The sequence below is a fragment of the Streptomyces sp. NPDC060035 genome (genome assembly GCF_042736635.1).
Taxonomy (GTDB): domain Bacteria; phylum Actinomycetota; class Actinomycetes; order Streptomycetales; family Streptomycetaceae; genus Streptomyces.
In genome coordinates this window covers 291970-310197 of record NZ_JBHWVO010000002.1, presented here as the reverse complement: position 1 = coordinate 310197, position 18228 = coordinate 291970, and the positions used below count along the sequence as shown (strand labels likewise).

The 18228-nt window shown below is 70.0% G+C and carries 16 protein-coding genes; 6 read left to right on the top strand and 10 right to left on the bottom strand.

Going from position 1 to position 18228, the window contains the following annotated elements; genetic code table 11:
- Nucleotides 1–42: 42 nt before the first annotated feature.
- Together ACFWBQ_RS04025 and ACFWBQ_RS04020 are read left to right on the top strand one after the other, a co-directional pair.
- Complete coding sequence (locus tag ACFWBQ_RS04025) at nt 43–939, top strand: diacylglycerol kinase (protein ID WP_385483616.1); 897 nt, start codon at nt 43–45, stop codon at nt 937–939.
- A gap of 44 nt (nt 940–983) precedes the next feature.
- Nucleotides 984–3812, top strand: coding sequence for a DEAD/DEAH box helicase (locus ACFWBQ_RS04020; protein WP_385483614.1), 2829 nt, complete (start codon nt 984–986; stop codon nt 3810–3812).
- Between the two features lie 74 nt (nt 3813–3886).
- Here the strand turns inward: ACFWBQ_RS04020 and ACFWBQ_RS04015 are convergent, their stop codons facing one another.
- The 8 genes from ACFWBQ_RS04015 to ACFWBQ_RS03980 all read right to left on the bottom strand — a co-directional run bounded on the left by ACFWBQ_RS04015 (nt 3887) and on the right by ACFWBQ_RS03980 (nt 10827).
- Nucleotides 3887–4327 carry an SPW repeat protein gene (locus ACFWBQ_RS04015; RefSeq protein ID WP_385483612.1) on the bottom strand — a complete coding sequence of 147 codons (441 nt, stop codon included), beginning with the start codon at nt 4325–4327 and terminating at the stop codon, nt 3887–3889.
- Nucleotides 4328–4417: 90 nt separating this feature from the next.
- A complete protein-coding gene (locus tag ACFWBQ_RS04010) occupies nt 4418–5428 on the bottom strand; it encodes an ADP-ribosylglycohydrolase family protein (RefSeq protein WP_385483610.1) in 1011 nt (336 codons plus the stop codon).
- Nucleotides 5429–5456: 28 nt separating this feature from the next.
- Nucleotides 5457–6101 carry a fasciclin domain-containing protein gene (locus ACFWBQ_RS04005; protein WP_385483608.1) on the bottom strand — a complete coding sequence of 215 codons (645 nt, stop codon included), beginning with the start codon at nt 6099–6101 and terminating at the stop codon, nt 5457–5459.
- 71 nt (nt 6102–6172) lie between these two features.
- Nucleotides 6173–7708, bottom strand: coding sequence for a molybdopterin-dependent oxidoreductase (locus ACFWBQ_RS04000; RefSeq protein ID WP_385483992.1), 1536 nt, complete (start codon nt 7706–7708; stop codon nt 6173–6175).
- 281 nt (nt 7709–7989) lie between these two features.
- A complete protein-coding gene (locus ACFWBQ_RS03995; protein WP_385483607.1) occupies nt 7990–8745 on the bottom strand; it encodes an anti-sigma factor domain-containing protein in 756 nt (251 codons plus the stop codon).
- Nucleotides 8742–9326 (bottom strand): sigma-70 family RNA polymerase sigma factor, encoded by a 585-nt coding sequence (locus tag ACFWBQ_RS03990; RefSeq protein WP_385483605.1) that lies wholly within the window; start codon nt 9324–9326, stop codon nt 8742–8744. Before ACFWBQ_RS03990 ends, ACFWBQ_RS03995 begins: the two co-directional genes overlap by 4 nt.
- 125 nt (nt 9327–9451) lie before the next feature.
- Nucleotides 9452–9919 carry an ABA4-like family protein gene (locus tag ACFWBQ_RS03985; protein ID WP_385483603.1) on the bottom strand — a complete coding sequence of 156 codons (468 nt, stop codon included), beginning with the start codon at nt 9917–9919 and terminating at the stop codon, nt 9452–9454.
- Entirely contained in the window at nt 9916–10827 is a 912-nt protein-coding gene (locus ACFWBQ_RS03980) for a hypothetical protein (protein ID WP_385483601.1), read from the bottom strand. The genes ACFWBQ_RS03985 and ACFWBQ_RS03980 overlap by 4 nt, the downstream gene beginning before the upstream one ends.
- A 158-nt stretch (nt 10828–10985) precedes the next feature.
- Here ACFWBQ_RS03980 and ACFWBQ_RS03975 point away from each other — a divergent pair, with 158 nt between their 5' ends.
- Nucleotides 10986–11627 (top strand): MerR family transcriptional regulator, encoded by a 642-nt coding sequence (locus tag ACFWBQ_RS03975; RefSeq protein ID WP_385483599.1) that lies wholly within the window; start codon nt 10986–10988, stop codon nt 11625–11627.
- 68 nt (nt 11628–11695) lie between these two features.
- On the opposite strand, the gene ACFWBQ_RS03970 is transcribed toward ACFWBQ_RS03975, so the two are convergent.
- On the bottom strand, nt 11696–12538 hold the full coding sequence (locus ACFWBQ_RS03970; protein WP_385483597.1) for a siderophore-interacting protein: 843 nt from the start codon (nt 12536–12538) through the stop codon (nt 11696–11698).
- Nucleotides 12539–12602: 64 nt separating this feature from the next.
- Entirely contained in the window at nt 12603–13511 is a 909-nt protein-coding gene (locus ACFWBQ_RS03965) for a 5'-3' exonuclease H3TH domain-containing protein (protein WP_385483990.1), read from the bottom strand.
- A 262-nt stretch (nt 13512–13773) separates the two neighbouring features.
- On the opposite strand from ACFWBQ_RS03965, the gene ACFWBQ_RS03960 reads away from it, so the two are divergent.
- The 3 genes from ACFWBQ_RS03960 to ACFWBQ_RS03950 all read left to right on the top strand — a co-directional run bounded on the left by ACFWBQ_RS03960 (nt 13774) and on the right by ACFWBQ_RS03950 (nt 18220).
- Nucleotides 13774–14865, top strand: coding sequence for a glycine betaine/L-proline ABC transporter ATP-binding protein (locus tag ACFWBQ_RS03960; protein ID WP_385483595.1), 1092 nt, complete (start codon nt 13774–13776; stop codon nt 14863–14865).
- On the top strand, nt 14858–17494 hold the full coding sequence (locus tag ACFWBQ_RS03955) for an ABC transporter permease/substrate binding protein (protein ID WP_385483593.1): 2637 nt from the start codon (nt 14858–14860) through the stop codon (nt 17492–17494). Before ACFWBQ_RS03960 ends, ACFWBQ_RS03955 begins: the two co-directional genes overlap by 8 nt.
- 180 nt (nt 17495–17674) lie before the next feature.
- Nucleotides 17675–18220, top strand: a complete 546-nt coding sequence (locus ACFWBQ_RS03950) for a helix-turn-helix domain-containing protein (protein WP_385483591.1) — start codon at nt 17675–17677, stop codon at nt 18218–18220.
- The last annotated feature ends 8 nt before the right edge of the window (nt 18221–18228 follow it).

The following is an 18228-nucleotide window of genomic DNA, read 5'->3' as shown; positions in this document are numbered from 1 at the left end:
TCTTGTAGGGTCCTCCCCCAGACTCCGTCCAAAGGGACCCCAGTGACCAGCGAGATCACCCTCTTCGTCAATCCCACCGCAGGACGCGGCCGGGGCGCGCGTGCCGCGCAGCCGGCCGCTTCCGCGTTGCGGAACGCCGGATTCTCCGTGCGGACCGTGCTCGGCGAGGACGCCGACGACGCCCTGAGGCGGGCCCGCGAGGCCGTGGCCGGCGGAACCGGTGCACTGATAGCCGTGGGCGGGGACGGGTTGATGTCCCTCGCCCTGCAGGCCGTTGCCGGGACCGGGACGCCGCTGGGCGTCGTCGCCGTCGGCACCGGCAACGACTTCGCCCGCGCGCTCGGGCTGCCGATCCGTGATCCGGCCGCGGCGGGACGGCTGGCAGCCGAAGCGCTCAAGGCGGGGACGGTGCGCGAGATCGACCTCGGCCGGGTCGGCGAGCGCTGGTTCGGCTCCGTGCTCGCCTCCGGGTTCGACTCCAGGGTCAACGACCGCGGCAACCGGATGCGCTGGGTCGGCGGACGGTTCAAGTACGACCTGGCGATCCTCGCCGAACTGGCGGCCTTCCGGCCGATCCCGTACCGGATCCGGCTGGACGGAGGCCCCGTGCGCGAGATCGAGGCGACACTGATCGCCGTGGGCAACGGGTCCACGTACGGCGGTGGCATGCGGATCTGTGCGGAGGCGGTCATGGACGACGGGCTCTTCGACGTCACCGTGGTCGGGGACTGCAGCCGGTCCACCCTGCTCAAGGTGTTCCCGAAGGTGTACAAGGGGACACATCTCGACCACCCCAAGGTCACCGTGCACAAGGTCGCCTCGATCGAGCTGGCCGCGGCCGGAGTCACCGCGTACGTCGACGGCGAGCCGCTGGGGGCGCTTCCCCTCACGGCCACCTGTGTATCCGGTGCCGTCCGGGTCCTTGCACAGGGAATTTAAAGATCGGGCTGACTGCCACAGGTGGCGGGTAGGCTCGTATCAAGATGACAGAGGACCTCTCACCAGCTGAGCGATACCAGGCTTCTCGGGTCCGTGCGGCCGAGCAGGCCACCGCCCTCGGGCCCTTCCGCGAGATGTACGGGTTCGGACTGGACCCGTTCCAGATCGAGGCCTGCCAGGCCCTGGAGGAGGGCAAGGGAGTGCTGGTCGCGGCCCCCACGGGGTCGGGCAAGACGATCGTCGGCGAGTTCGCCGTACACCTGGCCCTCGAGCAGGGCCGCAAGTGCTTCTACACCACGCCGATCAAGGCCCTGTCCAACCAGAAGTTCACCGACCTGGTCAGGCGCTACGGTGCGGACAAGGTCGGACTGCTCACCGGGGACAACAGCGTCAACGCGGGCGCACCCGTGGTCGTCATGACCACCGAGGTGCTGCGCAACATGCTGTACGCGGGCTCCCAGTCGCTCATCGGCCTCGGCTACGTGGTGATGGACGAGGTGCACTACCTCTCCGACCGCTTCCGCGGTGCCGTGTGGGAGGAAGTGATCATCCACCTGCCGGAGTCGGTGACTCTGGTGTCGCTGTCGGCGACCGTGTCCAATGCTGAGGAGTTCGGCGACTGGCTGGACACCGTCCGGGGCGACACCCAGGTGATCGTCTCCGAGCACCGGCCGGTGCCGCTGTGGCAGCACGTCATGGCCGGACGGCGGATGTACGACCTCTTCGAGGAGGAGACCGACCACGGCGGCCGGGGCACCGGCCGGCGCGAGGTCAACCCCGACCTCGTCAGGCTCGCCCGCATGGAGAACCAGCGCGGTTACAACCCGCGCGAGCGCCGCCGCGGAAAGATGGTGCGCGAGGCGGACCGCGAGCGCGAGCGGCGTCAGCGCAGCCGGATCTGGACCCCGGCCAGGCCGGAGGTCATCGACCGGCTCGACGCCGAGGGGCTGCTGCCCGCCATCACCTTCATCTTCAGCAGGGCCGGCTGCGAGGCGGCCGTCCAGCAGTGCCTGCAGGCGGGGCTGCGGCTCAACGACGAGGACAAGCGCCGTCTGGTGCGGGAGATCGTCGAGGAGCGGACCGCGTCCATTCCACCCGAGGACCTCCATGTCCTCGGGTACTACGAGTGGCTCGAGGGCCTGGAGCGGGGCATCGCCGCGCACCACGCCGGCATGCTGCCGACCTTCAAGGAGGTCGTCGAGGAGCTCTTCGTCCGTGGCCTGGTCAAGGCGGTCTTCGCGACGGAGACTCTGGCGCTCGGCATCAACATGCCGGCACGCTCCGTGGTGCTGGAGAAGCTCGTCAAGTGGAACGGCGAGCAGCACGCCGACATCACGCCCGGCGAATACACCCAGCTGACCGGACGGGCCGGGCGCCGCGGCATCGACGTCGAGGGCCATGCGGTGGTCCTGTGGCAGCGGGGCATGGACCCCGGCGCGCTCGCCGGACTCGCGGGTACGCGTACGTATCCGCTGCGTTCCAGCTTCCGGCCCTCGTACAACATGGCCGTGAACCTCGTGCAGCAGTTCGGGCGGCACCGTTCGCGCGAGCTGCTGGAGACCTCCTTCGCGCAGTTCCAGGCGGACCGGTCGGTCGTCGGTATCTCCCGGCAGGTCCAGCGCAACGAGGAGGGCCTGGAGGGCTATCGCGAGGGCATGACCTGCCATCTCGGGGACTTCGAGGAGTACGCGGGACTGCGCTGCGACCTCAAGGACCGGGAGACGGACCTGGCCAAGCAGGGTGCGGCGCAGCGGCGGGCGGCCGCCGCGTCGTCGCTGGAGAAGCTCAAGCCCGGTGACGTCATCCATGTGCCGACCGGAAAGTTCGCGGGACTGGCTCTGGTGCTGGACCCGGGGCTGCCGGCGGGGCGCACCGACGGGCACCGCGGGCTGGAGTACCACGACGGGCCGCGTCCTCTCGTGCTGACCGTCGAGCGTCAGGTCAAGCGGCTGGCCCAGATCGACTTCCCGGTGCCGGTGGAGGCGCTGGAGCGGATGCGGGTACCCAAGTCGTTCAACCCGCGTTCTCCGCAGTCGCGCCGGGATCTGGCGTCCGCGCTGCGCAGCAAGGCCGGGCACATCGATCCGGGACGCCACCGCAAGGAGCGGGCCGCCGCGGCCGACGACCGGGAGATCGCCCGGCTGCGTACGGAGCTGCGCGCACACCCGTGCCACGGGTGCGACGAGCGTGAGGACCACGCGCGTTGGGCGGAGCGGTATCACCGGCTGCAGCGCGACACCCGGCAGCTGGAGCACCGCATCGAAGGCCGGACGAACACGATCGCCCGCACCTTCGACCGGATCGTCGCTCTTCTCACCGAGCTCGACTATCTGCGGGGCAGCGAAGTCACCGACAACGGCAGGCGGCTGGCACGGCTCTACGGCGAGCTCGACCTGCTGGCGAGCGAGTGTCTGCGCGACGGGGTCTGGGAAGGGCTGAACCCTGCCGAGCTTGCCGCGTGCGTCTCGGCGCTGGTCTACGAGTCGCGTCAGGCGGACGACGCGGTGGCGCCCAAACTGCCGACCGGCCCGGCGAAGAAGGCGATGGGTGAGATGGTCCGGATCTGGGGCAGGCTCGACGCCCTGGAGGAGGACTTCAAGATCAGCCAGACGGAGGGGGTCGGCCAGCGCGAACCCGACCTCGGTTTCGCCTGGGCGGTCTTCATGTGGGCCTCGGGGCGGACGCTGGACGAGGTGCTCCGTGAGGCGGAGATGCCGGCGGGCGACTTCGTACGCTGGTGCAAGCAGGTCATCGACGTGCTGGGCCAGATCGCGGCCGCCGCGCCCCGGGACGGGAGTTCGGTGGCGAAGAACGCGCACAAGGCCGTCGACGCGGTGCTGCGGGGTGTGGTGGCGTACAGCTCCGTGGGGTGATCCCGGCGGGGTGAACAGCCAAGTGGCCGCAGGCCGGGTGTCCGTGCCTGTGGCCACTGCTGTGCGTTCTCTTCCTACGCCTTCTTGTTCATCACCGCGACTCCCGCGCAGATCGCCCCCAGCACGACCGCCAGGCCTCCGACGATCACGTTGTTGAGGATGACGCCGGTATCGGGGCTCGTGCCCACGATCCAGGTCGACACGATGAGCCAGGCGCCCAGGGCGCAGATGGCCAGGCTCATACCGGTCATCCGCTCCGGCATGGCGGTGAAGCAGAGCGCCAGTACGGCGATCGCGATGCCGATGACGAGGTTGTGTGTCACCAGGGCGGGCTGGCTCGCCGTGAAGTGCAGCACCCAGGGCGAGACGGCACAGTACAGACCGAGAAGGAACACAGGCGCGTCGGCGAGAGCGGTACTGCGGCCGCCGCCGCTCATCACGCGGTCATGGCGCTCCCGCATCTCATCGACATCGGGATGCCCCGAGAGGTCGCTCCTGTGCGAGACGTTACTCATGAGATCGTCTCCTTCGTACTTTGGAGGGGCGACCGCGGTATTGATTACGCGGTCATCGTCTCTCCAGCCCAGTGTGCTCTTACATATCCCTTATGTGTAGGTTTTCTGGCGGTGAAATCCTGCGTTTCCGTCGAGCCGGTCCGCCAGTGACACCAGGTCGGCGGCCCGCAGCACACGGTCCCCGTACCCCGGCAACGGCACGTGCAGGGTGCGCGTCCAGCGTTCCGGGACGGCGCCCAGCCCGTACACGGCACCTGCGAGTCCGCCGGTGACAGCCGCCACCGTGTCGGTGTCGCCGCCCACGTCGACGGCTGCCGCGAGCGCGCGCTCGAAGCCGGTGGTCGTGCGCAGGGCCCAGAGGGCGGTGCCTAGGCAGGGCCACACCGCGCCGTTGAACTCGGTCGCGTCGTCGGGATGCCAGTCCGGCCCCAGGACGGTCGCCCAGCGCGCTCTGTCATCGGTGTGCACCTCGTCCAGGGCGCCCCGGACGGCGGCCGACGGGTCGCCTCCGTCCAGGGCGACGCGTACCAGTTCGTGAAAGACCGCGGTGCCTTCCCACGCAGCCCGGTCGCCATGCGTCAGGGCCGCGATACGGCGGGCGGCCTCCATGGTCGCCGCCCGCCCCTGTCGTGCGAAGTACACCGCTGAGGTGGTCGCCCGCATCAGTGAACCGTTGCCGGCCGCCCGCCCGTTGACCTGGAAGTGCAGCGCGGCCGCCAGGTCCCAGGGGTCTCCGCTCGTCAGGACGTCCCTGGTCTGCAGTCCGATGTCCTTGGGTCCGCCCGCCGCCCAGCGCCTGAACCGGTCGAACATGTCGGGGAGTTCGAGCCCGCCGTTCTCCAGCAGGGACTCCCCGGCCAGAACGGCCATCTGCGTGTCGTCCGTTGCCTCGCCCGGCTCCCAGCCGCCGCCCCCGCTCAGCGTCCCCACGCCGTCGGGGAAGCGAGCGGTGAACACCCCGGGCGCCCCGAACTCGAACGGGGCGCCCAGAGCGTCGCCGGCCGCCGAGCCGACGACAGCGCCCGTCACCCGGTCCCTGCGGGCCGCGTTCCCCGGGCTGTTCTGTTCGGGGACGCGGCCTTCGGGACTCGTTCGGCTCATGGGATCAGCGTACGAGCAGGGCGGAACGTCAGGCGGCCGGCATCAGGACGGTGTCGACGATGTAGACCGTGGCGTTGGCGGTCGGGACGTTGCCGCAGACGACCTTCGAGGAGTCGTTCACGGTGTACGTCGTGCCCGAACCGGACGTCGTCAGCCCGGTCTTGGCCAGGGTGTCGAAGGAGCCCTTGTCCAGCTGCGTCGGCGCCAGCTTCTCGCCCACGACGTGCGAGGTGAGCACCTTGGTGAGCGCGGCCCTGTCGGCGAGCAGCTTGTCCAGGTCGGCCTTCGGGATCTTGGCGAAGGCGTCGTCGGTCGGGGCGAACACCGTGATGTTCTCGGCGCTGTTCAGGGTGTCGACGAGGCCGGCCTGCTTGACGGCCGCGACCAGTGTGGACAGCTCCGGGTTGTTCGACGCAGCCGTGGCGACCGGGTCCTGTGCCATGCCCGCGAAGGAGCCCGCACCGTCCTTCGGGACCGTCGCACAGGCCGGGCCGAACGGCTCGTCCATGGGCGCGGTCTCCTGGGCCGGAGCGCTCGACGCGGCCTTGTCCGCGCCGGAGCCGGATCCGGACGCGGCGGTGTCGGAGTCGTCGGAGCAGGCGGTCAGGCCCAGCGGCAGCAGGGCGGCGGCGGACACGGCGACAGCGACGCGACGAAGGTGACGGGTGTTCATGATGTTCTCCTGGGAGGGTCGTTGATCAACAGATGGGAGGCGAAGAGAGGGACGGTGGACGGGCCGGGTGGTCAGGTCACGTCGACCACCACCGAGTGCCATCCGGTCGCACCGTCGGGTACGGTGCCGACCCGCTTGTCGGTCTGGGTGATGCCGGTACGGTCCGTCGCGCGGACCTCGAGGGTGTGGTGGCCGCTCGTGGCGGGCCATTCCCACACCCATTGGCGCCAGGTGTCATGACCGGCCTCGGCGGCCAGTCGTGCGGTGTGCCATGCGCCGCCGTCCACCCGGACCTCCACCCGGGCGATGCCCCGGTGCTGGGCCCAGGCGACGCCGGCGACGGGCACGGTCCCCGCGCGCGGGGAAGCGAAGGGGCGGGGGGTGTCGATGCGTGACTGCGTCTTGACGGGAGCCTTGCGTGCCCAGTCGCGCTCGACCCAGTAGGCGTCGTACGCGTCGAACGTCGTGAGCTCGATGTCCTGGATCCATTTGCAGGCCGAGACGTAGCCGTACAGACCGGGAACGATCATCCGGACGGGGAAGCCGTGGTCGAACGGCAGCGGTTCGCCGTTCATTCCGACCGCGAGCAGTGCGTCGCGGCCGTCCATGACCGTCTCGACCGGAGTGCCGATCGTCATGCCGTCGACGGAACGCGCCACGATCTGATCCGCGGGCCCGCCTTTCGACGGGGGCTTCACCCCGGCCTCGCTCAGCAGGTCGGCCAGGCGTACGCCGATCCACCGGGCGTTGCCCACGTACGGCCCGCCCACCTGGTTGGACACGCAGGTCAGCGTGATGTCCCGCTCGACGAGCCCGCGCCCCAGGAGATCCTGGAAGCTGAGGGTGACGGGTCGCGCCACCCCCTTGCCGTGGATGCGCAGCCGCCATCGGTCGGCGTCGATGTGCGGGACGACCAGGGCGGTGTCCACCCGGTAGAAATCCTTGTTCGGGGTCACGAAGGAGCTCAGGCCCCGGATCTCCAGATCGGTGCCCCGGGGTACCGCGGGAGCCGGTGAGGCGGGTGCCGGGAGGGTGATCTCGCCGCGTGAGGCGGAGACCCCGGCCAGTTCGGACGCCTGGAGCCGCCGGCCCAGGAGTCCGGCACCGGCCGAGGCCGCCGCGGCAGCGGTCGCCGCGATCACGAATCCGCGGCGGTCGAAGGACCCCCGCGCCGGGCCGTCCGTCTCTCCAGCCGCGGGAGACGGGCCGGCTTCCGGGGCGAGCCGTCCGGCCAGGAGATACAGCACCCCCGCGGCCACCACGGCGCCCACGACCGACGGCAGCGCGTCGCTCGGGCGGCCCTCCGGCCGGCCGGCCGCCGCGACTGCGCCGACCACGCCGAAGACCAGTACGGCCGCAGCACCGCTCCGCCGGTGCCGCAGCGCGAGGACTCCGACCGCCATGGCGAAGAGCGCCAGGAGTACGAGGATCCCGAGCTGCAGCACCAGCTTGTCGCCGGTGCCGAAATTCCGTACGGCGAAGTCCTTGACGGCCGAGGGAGTGCGGTTGATGACCGCGCCGCCCACCGCCGTGACCGGACCCGCCTCGGGACGTACGGCTGCCGCGACGAGTTCGGCCACGCACAGGGCCGTGAACCCGGCGATCAGACCGCTGAGCGCGGCGAACGCGGTACATGCCCAGCGGGGTCCCCGGGCCCCGGAGGACCCGTGGTTCTGCGAAACGTATCGGTCTGTGCTCACACCAGGAGTTCGGCGCCGGGCGCCCGGCGGATTGGTCGTTCACCCGATCGGAGGAAGTTCGCCGATCGGCCAATCCGCGGGCCGACCTGCACCGAATGACTGCGGCCGGGCACGGCCGGCCACGGGTGTGCACGACATGGGTGTGCCCCCGGCCCTGCAGACCGGGGGCACACCCATGTCGTGCCGGCTCAGGCGTCCGGGAAGTCCACCAGAGCCAGCGGTTGCGTGGTCGGCTGCTTCGATCCGCCCGCGGGTTCGACGGTGATGCCCACGCCGGAAGCGCCGTCCACGGGCCCGTCCAGCAGCACCGTGTCGTGCGTCGTGGACGGGTCCATCAGCCCCGCCGAGCGCATGCTCCCGTCGTCGTTGAACCACAGCTGGTAGACCTTGCCGCCGGGCGGCCGGGCCAGATCGGAGGCCAGGAACACCGCCCGGTCCACGCTCTGCGAGACGACGACCGTGCCCCGGGCGCCGCCCTCCAGCGCCCCCGAGCCGGTCTTCGCGTCCGGAGCCGCCAGCACCCGGGCCAGCTGCTCGTTCTGCTGCCGGGCCTGGAGCGCCTCCTGCCGGGCGTCCTGCGCGACCTGGTTCTGCCACACGGCGACCCCGCCGAAGGCGGCAGCGGCGGCGATGCACGCGGCGAGGGCGTAGGACGACCAGCGGCCGGCCCGCCCGGGGGATGTGCCGGCGCGAGCGTCCCGGGCGTGGGACGGCGCCTCCTGCCGTACGGTCGTGATCTCCCGCAGCACCCGGCCGCGCATCGCGGGCGGCGGGACGGCGGACACCGCGAGCCCGAGCCGGGCGGCGGTCGCCGACAGTTCCCGTACCTCCTGGGCGCAGGCCTCGCAGGCCCCCAGATGACGCTCGAACGCGAGGAGTTCGTCCTCCGGCAGCGCATGCAGGGCGTAGGCCCCGGTCAGCGTATGCAGCTCGGCCGTGCTCATGCGCTCACCCCCAGGCAGTCGCGCAGCCGGATCAGCCCGTCGCGCAGCCGGGTCTTGATGGTTCCCAGTGGTACCGACAGCAGTTCGCCGACCTCGCGATAGGTCAGTCCGCGGTAGTACGCCAGGGTCACCGACTGCCGCTGGAGTTCGGAGAGCGTCCGCAGACAGCGTCTGACCTGTTCTCTTTCGAGGCGGGTCTCGACCTGCTCCGACACCTCGTCGAAGTCCGGCGCGCGGTCGAGCAGCGCGGCCCTGTGCTCCCGCGCCGCCGTGGCCTCGGCCGACCGGACCCGGTCCACTGCCCGGTGGTGGGCCAGCGTCAGCACCCAGTTCATGACGCTTCCGCGGGACGGCTGGAAGCGGGGGGCAGTGCGCCACACCTCGACAAGCACTTCCTGTGCCACCTCCTCGGACTGGGCCGGGTCGCGGAGGATGCTCCGCACCAGGCCGAGGACAGGACCGCTGACCTGGTCGTACACCTGGGTGAAGGCATCCTGGTCACCGCGGGCGACCAGGACGAGCAGCTCCTGCAGATCGGGCCCGGGCGAGGGGACCCCACTGATGTGTACGGCTTCTTTCACGCGGACGTTCCTCCCGGGGCACGCATCGGCTTCCTGAATTGATTCGGAGCCGGCGGTCCTGCGGATTGGTCGGTGGGCCGAAATGCTCGCACGGACTCCGCACGGTTCGGCCCCCTGGAACACCGTCAGCCGGGCACCGCCGCGCCGTCGTCCGTGTGTCGTCGAACGGAGGGGGCGCCGGGCTTCCGGGACGCGCGGATGGCGAGGAAGACCACCAGGCCGACCGGCGAGAGCAGGATGGTCAGCACCAGCAGGGGCCCCATCACGAACGGGGACACCTTCAGCCGCCGCGCCTCCAGGAACATCCACTGCCCGAGCAGCAGATCCCAGGCGATGATCTGCGCCCAGACGGCGCCGGCGCCGTTCGCCAGGGTGGTGAGGTCGCGGAACGTATCGATGTCCGGGCTGCTCACGGCAGCCCAGAGTTCGGGGAACACCGGAACGGCCATCACCGCGTAGAGCGCCAGCAGGGGCAGCACCGTCAGCGGCGAGGCGGCGAGGCGGGCGGTGACGCGCCGGCCCGGCGCGAAGATCATGAGCAGCCAGAACGGGGCGGCCAGGATGAAGGTGATCTCGAAGAGGGCACCGGTCATGACACAAACTCCTTGTCGAACGCGTCGGTTGCCGTGAGGGGTACGGCCGGGCGCAGCGCCGCGTAGGCGCCGGCCGCGGCTGCGGCGAGGATCAGGGCGGCTGCGGTGAGCGTCGCCCCGTCGGGATGGATGAGCGGCTGGCCGCGCAGCGCCTGCCAGGCGACCAGGGCGACGACGGCGGCGTACGTGCCGGAGGCGACGAGCACCAGCCGCAGCCGCGCGCGCGGGTCGCGCAGCCGGGCGATCCGGGGTGCCAGGACGATCAGGGCGAGCAGGAACAGCGGGAGCGCCTGGAGCGCATGCATGCCGATGAAGTGCGGGATGCGCAGATCGCCGCCGGTCGTCGACCAGCCCGTGAGCGGCATCGACGGTCCGCCGTCCGGTACGCCGACGGAATGCGCGCCGATCACGTCGGCGGTGTCGAGATCGCCGGCCGCCCTCTGCTGGGCGGAGGGCTGCGACATCAGGAACCCCAAGCCGGCGCCCACCAGGGCGATGAGCACCCCGGACCGCACCGCCCAGGCCGAGGCGCGGTCGGCGATCCGCGCACGGAACAGCAGGACCGCGATGGCGAGGGTGCCGGCCCAGAGGATCACGACGGTGACGGCCATCGTGCTGTAGAGCATCGCGTCGAACGGTGTCTCGTTGTTGAAGTGGCTGCGTTTTCCCCGGACCACCTGCCCGGTGATGATCACCATCTCTCCCAGGCAGGCCAGCGCGACGACGGTGCCGGCCCACCAGCCCGTGCGCCGGCCACGGGTGAGGAGCGTCAGCATCCAGGCGAGGGTCAGCGTGTAGGGCACGAACGAGACAGCGAACTTGAACGGCTTGGACCAGATCGGCGCCCCCGCGACGACCCGGTCGTCGACCAGGATCCCCACCACTGCGACGACGGCCGTCACGGCCATCGAGGCGGAGAAGAGAACTAATGGCCGGTGCCACGTGCGCCATGAAGACATGGAAACCCCCCAGGAAAATTATGGATAGTAGAGCTCTCCGCTATCCGATAGGGGTACTATCTATGATGGGGGGTCGGCTTGGCAAGGTCCGGAGGGATGAACGCACAGTGCGCATCGGTGAATTGAGTCGCAGATCCGGGGTTTCGGTGCCGACGATCAAGTACTACGTACGCGAGGGGCTGCTGCCCCCCGGCAGGCTGACCAGCCCGAACCAGGCGAGCTACGACGACGGGCACGAGCGCAGGCTGCGGCTGATCCGCGCTCTGCTCGACGTCGGCGGACTTCCGCTCTCGGCCATCGCGGACGTGCTGGGCGCGGTCGACGATCCGGCGCAGCCGGTGCACGAGGTGCTCGGAACCGCGGCGAAGCGCATCGCTCCGACGGACGGCGGCGAGATGGGACCCGAGCTGGAGGACGCCCGCGAGGAGGTGGCCGCGCTGCTGGACCGGCGCGGCTGGCAGGTCGGGCCGGACAGCCCGGCGGGCAGGGCGCTGGCGGGCGTGCTGGCCGCACTGCGCAGGGCCGGGCACGGCGGATTCGTCGAGCTGCTCGACGTCTACGCGGACGCCGCCGAGTCGGTCGCCCGGGCGGACCTCGACTACGTGGGACGGCGGGTGGCCCGCGAGGACCTGGTGGAGAGCGTGGTCGTCGGCACGGTGCTCGGGGAGGCCATGTTCGCGGCTCTGCGGCGCCTCGCGCACGTGGACGCGTCCGCGCGCGCGTACGGGGACGAGGGTGAACAGGAGTAGGAAAGGCACGGAGCCCGGTCGCCGTCCAGGACGGTGACCGGGCTCCGGCGGGGTGCGGGGGAGCGGCGCTAGGCGGCGTTCTCCTGCTCGCGCTCCACCTGCTCGTTCCACTCGCGCTTGACCGCGCGCCAGAGGTCGTCGTTCTGGCCGAGGCGCCAGTAACCGGAGATCGACAGCTGACCGGCCGGGATCCCTCGCTCCAGCCGCAGGTGGCGGCGGATCTCCTTCACGAAGCGCGCTTCGCCGTGGACGAAGGCCTGTACCTCACCCTCGGGGAACTCGAGACCCGTCACCGCTTCGGTGAGAGCCTCTCCGACGGGACGCTCGCCGCGGTGCAGCCAGGTCACCACCACTCCGTCGGGCGTGACGATCTTCTGCTCCTCCGTGGCGTCGGCGACCTCGACGAAGGCATGCACCAGCGCGCCTGTCGGCATCTGCTCCAGGGTCGCGGCGATCGCCGGCAGCGCGCTCTCGTCGCCGACGAGCAGGTGCCAGTCGGCCGAGGTCTGAGGCCCGTACCCGCCGCCGGGGCCCAGGAACGTCACCTGCTCGCCGGGCCGCGCCCGGCTCGCCCACGGACCCGCGAGCCCCTCGTCGCCGTGCACCACGAAGTCGATGGCCAGCTCACGGGCGGCCGGGTCCCAGGAACGCACCGTGTACGTACGGGTGGTGGGCCACTGCTCGCGCGGATACTCCTCGCGGATCCTGGCGATGTCGAAGGGGTGCGCGTAGTCCGCGCCCTCGGGCGCGAAGCACAGCTTGACGTAATGGTCGGTGAATCCGGCGAGCTCGAAGCCTGCCAGGCCGTCGCCGCCGAGAACTACCCGCACCATGTGCGGGGTGATCTGCTCGGTGCGCACGACCTGCGCCCCCTGCGCCTTCGGTGCCCGGCGTGCCTGCTGCTCTGCCACAAGGGACTCCCTGCTCTGGATGTGCCTGAGACCGATGTACTTAGGTTTGCCTAAGTTAGCACCTTCACGCCTGGAGCGTGACGAGCAGGCGCTGCAGGGCGCCCCCCAGACCCCACTGGGCCGCGAGGGCCTCGAGCGCTGCGGGGTCGCGGGGCTCGTCGGGCAGCGCGGCATCGAAATCGGGCAGCGGTACGTCGTCGGCGACCCGGACCACCTTCGGTGCGACTGCCACGTAGTCCCGTGCCTCGCCAAGGCGCTTGCGCTGCGACGGGGTCAGCCGGGCGGCCGGATCGTCGACCGCGGCCATGATCCCGGCCAGATCGCCGAAGGCGTCCAGCAGCTTCGCCGCCGTCTTCTCGCCGATGCCGGGGACTCCCGGCAGTCCGTCGCTCGGATCTCCGCGCAGCAGCGCGAGATCGACATAGCCGGCGCCGTCGACGCCGTACTTCTCCCGCAGCCAGGCCTCGTCCGTCATCTGGAGCGTGCCCACGCCCTTCAGCGGGTACAGCACCCGCACCTCGCGGGCGTCGTCGACCAGCTGATACAGATCGCGGTCGCCGGTGACGATGTCCACCGGGCCGGTGGCCCGGCCCGCGAGCGTGCCGATCACGTCGTCCGCCTCGTACGGAGCGACGCCCACCCTGGCGATGCCGAGGGCGTCCAGGACGTCCTCGATGATCGGGACCTGCGGGGAAAGGGTGTCGGGGGTCTCCTCCTCGTCCGGGACCCCCGCGGGTGTCTCGACCGCCACCCGGTGCGCCTTGTAGGTGGGGATCAGCTCGACCCGCCAGTGCGGTCGCCAGTCCGCGTCCATGCAGGCGACCAGGTCGTCCGGCCGGTGGTCCTGGACCAGCCGGGCGATGAAGTCGAGGAGCCCGCGCACGGCGTTGACCGGGGTGCCGTCCGGTGCGCGCACCGAGTCCGGGACGCCGAAGTAGGCGCGGAAGTAGAGGGAGGCGGTGTCGAGGAGCATCAGGCGTCGCGTCACACCCCGATGATGCCGCACCGCACTGACACCGCCCGGCGCCGACGCCTGCCGTCCCGTGGCCGACCTCCCCCGGAGGTGAACTGGATCACACACGTGTTTGGGTTGCGTAAGTGAGGGAAGGCGCGCCACCGGAGCGGACCACGTCCATTTTTCAACTGATGCGCGTGCTTTGCGGACCGAATCCGCACTGCTCCACGGTCTGCCGGAGGGGGTGGCAGACCGTTTTGGTTCAACGCGTGAGGTGTATGTGTCAAGGCTGCAAGCAGAGCACCTGTACAAGGTGTTCGGCAGACGACCCGATCAAGCCGTGCAGAAGCTCGAGAGCGGTACCCACCGCGACGAGCTGCGCGCCGACGGAACGACCGCAGCGGTGATCGACGCCTCGTTCACCGTGGAACCGGGCCATATCTTCGTCGTCATGGGGCTCTCCGGCTCCGGGAAGTCCACATTGCTGCGGATGCTCAACGGGCTGCTCGAGCCCACCGCCGGACGTGTGCTGTTCGACGGTCAGGACCTGACCGCCCTGAGCTCCCGTGACCTGCGCGCCGTCCGCTCCAGGAAGATCAGCATGGTCTTCCAGCACTTTGCGCTCTTCCCCCACAGGAGCGTCCTCGAGAACGCCGCGTACGGCCTGGAAGTGCAGGGAGTACCGCGTGCCGAGCGTGAGAGGCGCGCCGCCGACGCCCTGGAGATGACCGGCCTCGCCGGCTGGGAGAAGTCCTGGCCCGACGAGCTGTCCGGCGGCATGCAGCAGCGTGTCGGCCTGGCCCGCGCGCTCGCCACCGACGCCGATCTGCTGCTGATGGACGAGTCCTTCAGCGCGCTCGACCCGCTGATCCGCCGCGATATGCAGGACCAGCTCCTCGAACTGCAGAAGCGCCTGAAGAAGACCATCGTCTTCATCACCCACGACCTCAACGAGGCCATGCGACTCGGTGACCGTATCGCCGTGATGCGGGACGGCCGGATCGTCCAGCAGGGCACCGCCGAGGACATCCTCGTCCGGCCGGCCAACGACTACGTGGCCTCCTTCATCCAGGACGTCGACCGCTCCCGGGTGCTCACCGCCGGTTCGATCATGGAGAAGCCCGAAGCGGGCCGCTCCGACGAGGACCTGATGGCCGAGGCCCCCGCGACGGTGTCCGCCGAGACGCCCATCGCCGAGCTCTTCACCCCCTGTTCCACCAGCGGGGTCGCCGTCGCCGTCACCGACGGGGACGGCGGCGTCATCGGCGTCGTGCCGCGCAACCGTCTGCTCGCCGCGCTCGGCGAGGAACCGAAGGTCGAGAACGTGCTGCCGGCCCAGCGTGAGATCAAGAAGGTGAACGCCGGTGCCTAGGTTCTCCTTCGGCGAATGGGTCGAGAGCGCCGTCGACTGGCTCCAGTCGAACCTGACCTGGATCTTCGACGCCATCAAGGCCGTCCTCGGCGGCATGTACGACGGTGTCAACGCGGTGCTAGGCGGCGGCGAGCCGCTGCTGATGGCCGCGATCTTCGCCGTGATCGCCTTCTGGCTGCGCGGCATCGTCCCGGCCGTGGCCACCTTCGTGGGCTTCGCGCTCATCGACTCCCTCGCCCTGTGGGACGAGGCGATGGCCACGCTCTCGCTGGTCGTGGTGGCTGCCGTCATCACCATCGTGATCGCGGTGCCCACGGGTATCTGGGCCGCGCGCAACAACAAGGTCAGCGCCGCGCTGAGGCCGGTGCTCGACGTCATGCAGACGATGCCGGCCTTCGTCTACCTGATCCCCGGCGTCATGTTCTTCGGCGTCGGCGTCACCCCGGGTGTCATCGCCACCATCGTCTTCGCGATGCCCCCCGGCGTCCGGATGACCGAGCTCGGCATCCGCCAGGTCGACAGCGAACTGGTCGAGGCGGCCGAGGCGTTCGGCACCACGCCCAAGGACACCCTGACCCGGGTACAGCTTCCGCTCGCCCTGCCGACGATCATGGCCGGAATCAACCAGGTCATCATGCTGGCCCTGTCGATGGTCGTCATCGGCGGTATGGCCGGCGCCGGAGGCCTCGGCGAGAAGGTGTACGCCGCGATCACCCAGCTCCAGGTGGGCCTCGCCGCCGAGAGCGGGATCGCCGTCGTCATCCTCGCCATGTACCTCGACCGGATGACCGGAGCGCTCAACGAGCGGGTCTCGCCGCTGGGCCGCCGCGCCGCGGCCAAGGTCGCCGCCGGTGCGCGGCGTCTGAAGTTCACGCACTACAAGCCGGGAACCGCTGTCGCGATGACCGGTGTCGTCGTGCTCGCGCTCGTCGCGGGCGGCCTGAACATCGCCGGCTCCGGCTCGGGCGACTCCGGGACCGCCCAGGCCGACAGCGGAAACGTCGGCAAGGGCCAGAAGATCAACCTGGGCTACATCCCCTGGGACGAGGGCATCGCCTCCACCTTCCTGTGGAAGGAGCTCCTGGAGCAGCGCGGCTACACCACGGGCATCACCCAGCTCGACGCCGGCCCGCTCTACTCCGGCGTCGCCCGCGGGGACATCGACTTCCAGACGGACTCCTGGCTGCCCACCACGCACAAGGACTACTGGGACAAGTACAGCGACCAGCTGGACGATCTCGGTTCCTGGTACGGGCCGACCTCGTTGGAGCTGACCGTTCCTTCGTACGTCAAGGGCATCGACTCCCTCGATGACCTCAAGGGCCAGGGCAAGAAGTTCAACGGCAAGATCATCGGCATCGAGTCCAGCGCCGGGATGATGGGCACGCTGAACGAGAAGGTGCTCAAGGAGTACGGCCTGGAGGGCGAGTACAAGGTCGTCTCCTCCAGCACCTCCTCGATGCTCGCCGAGCTGAACGCCTCCATCAAGAAGAAGGAGCCGGTCGTGGTGACCCTGTGGTCGCCGCACTGGGCCTACGGCAAGCACGACCTGAAGAAGCTCAAGGACCCTAAGGGCGCCTGGGGCAAGGGCGAAGAGGTCCACACCGTCGCCCACAAGGGCTTCGCCGAGAAGGCACCCGCCGTCGCCGACTGGCTGAAGAAGTTCAAGCTCACCGAGAAGCAGCTCACGAGCCTGGAGAACGAGATCCAGGACGCCGGCCAGGGCCAGGAGCAGGACGGCGTACGCAGCTGGCTGAAGAAGAACCCCGGCCTCGTCGACAAGCTGGCGCCCGTGCCCGGCGGTGCGGGCGGCGCGAAGCAGGGCAAGGACGCCGGCAAGACCGTCAACATGGGGTACTTCCCGTGGGACGAGGCCATCGCCTCCACCTACCTCTGGCAGAACATGCTGGAGGACCGTGGATACAGGACCACCGTCAAGCAGCTCGACCCGGGCCCGCTCTACACCGGCCTGGCGCAGGGGCAGCTGGACGTCCAGTTCGACTCGTGGCTGCCGACCACGCACAAGGACTACTGGGAGCGGTACAAGGACAACCTCACCGATCTCGGTTCCTGGTACGGGCCGACCTCGCTGGAGCTGTCCGTCCCCTCGTACGTCAAGGGCATCGACTCCCTCGATGACCTCAAGGGCCAGGGCAAGAAGTTCAACGGCAAGATCATCGGCATCGAGTCGAGCGCCGGGATGATGGGCACGCTGAACGAGAAGGTGCTCAAGGAGTACGGCCTGGAGGGCGAGTACAAGGTCGTCTCCTCCAGCACCTCCTCGATGCTGGCCGAGCTGAACCGGTCGATCAAGAAGAAGGAGCCGGTCGTGGTGACCCTGTGGTCGCCGCACTGGGCCTACGGCAAGCACGACCTGAAGAAGCTCAAGGACCCCAAGGGTGCCTGGGGCGAGGGCGAGCAGATCCACACGGTCGCCAAGAAGGACTTCGCCAAGGACTTCCCGGAGTTCACCGGATGGCTGAAGGACTTCAAGCTCAGCGAGGCGCAGCTGGCCTCGCTCGAGGTGGAGATCCAGAAGGGCGGGGCGGGCAAGGAGAAGGAATCCGCCCGTCGCTGGATGGATGCCAATCCGGACGTCGTGGACAAGCTGGCCCCTGTCGGCAGCTGATCCAGCAGTCGTCGATCCTCTGAAGGGGACGGTCCCGGCAGCGAGCCGGGGCCGTCCCCTTCGGGCTGTTCGGAGCAGTCCAGGAAGGTTTTCCGACCATTCACTTCGGCTCCAAACCGCAAACGACATGCGTAGGGTGCTGGCAACCGGGAGGATGGCGATCCGGGGAGGGAGCCGGACATGGACGACAAGGAAGCCCTTCGAGTGGGTGCCGCGGTTCGCCGACGGCGCAGAACCCTCGGTCTCACACTGGCCGCGGTGGCCGGGCGCAGCGGCCTGTCCGTGCCGTTCCTCAGCCAGATCGAGAACGAGCGGGCCAGACCCAGCGCCCGTTCCCTGGACCGGGTGGCCGAAGCACTGGAAACCACGACCGAGCGGCTGCGGGCCGCAGCGGACTCGGCGCGTGCCGTGGACGTCGTGCGGGCGGGTGACGACGACGGCGTACGCAGACTGGTGCGCGGCCGCCACCAGCTCAGCGTCCTGGAATTCGTGGGCGAGCAGGATCTCGGACGCGAGTTCCAGCACCGCAACGACGAGGTGATGTACGTCGTGGAGGGCGCCGTCGAGGTCGAGGCCGAGGGCCAGGCCTACCGGCTGGGCCGTGGCGACACCCTCTTCCTCTCCGGCGGGGTCCGCCACCGGTGGCGCGCGACCGTGCCCGGCACCCGGCTGCTCGTCGTCGCGGTGGCCGAGCACATCGACGCGACGTACGACTCGCGTCGCTGAAAGGGGTT

Coding starts and splice junctions, on each gene's coding strand:
- ACFWBQ_RS03965 (WP_385483990.1), bottom strand. CDS start 13,511: ATGCTCCTCGACACCGCCTCCCTCTACTTCCGCGCCTACTTCGGCGTC.
- ACFWBQ_RS03980 (WP_385483601.1), bottom strand. CDS start 10,827: ATGGCCGTGACGGCCGTCGTCGCAGTGGTGGGGATCCTGGTCGACGAC.
- ACFWBQ_RS04015 (WP_385483612.1), bottom strand. CDS start 4,327: ATGAGTAACGTCTCGCACAGGAGCGACCTCTCGGGGCATCCCGATGTC.
- ACFWBQ_RS03985 (WP_385483603.1), bottom strand. CDS start 9,919: ATGACCGGTGCCCTCTTCGAGATCACCTTCATCCTGGCCGCCCCGTTC.
- ACFWBQ_RS03995 (WP_385483607.1), bottom strand. CDS start 8,745: ATGAGCACGGCCGAGCTGCATACGCTGACCGGGGCCTACGCCCTGCAT.
- ACFWBQ_RS03950 (WP_385483591.1), top strand. CDS start 17,675: ATGGACGACAAGGAAGCCCTTCGAGTGGGTGCCGCGGTTCGCCGACGG.
- ACFWBQ_RS04010 (WP_385483610.1), bottom strand. CDS start 5,428: ATGAGCCGAACGAGTCCCGAAGGCCGCGTCCCCGAACAGAACAGCCCG.
- ACFWBQ_RS04005 (WP_385483608.1), bottom strand. CDS start 6,101: ATGAACACCCGTCACCTTCGTCGCGTCGCTGTCGCCGTGTCCGCCGCC.
- ACFWBQ_RS04020 (WP_385483614.1), top strand. CDS start 984: ATGACAGAGGACCTCTCACCAGCTGAGCGATACCAGGCTTCTCGGGTC.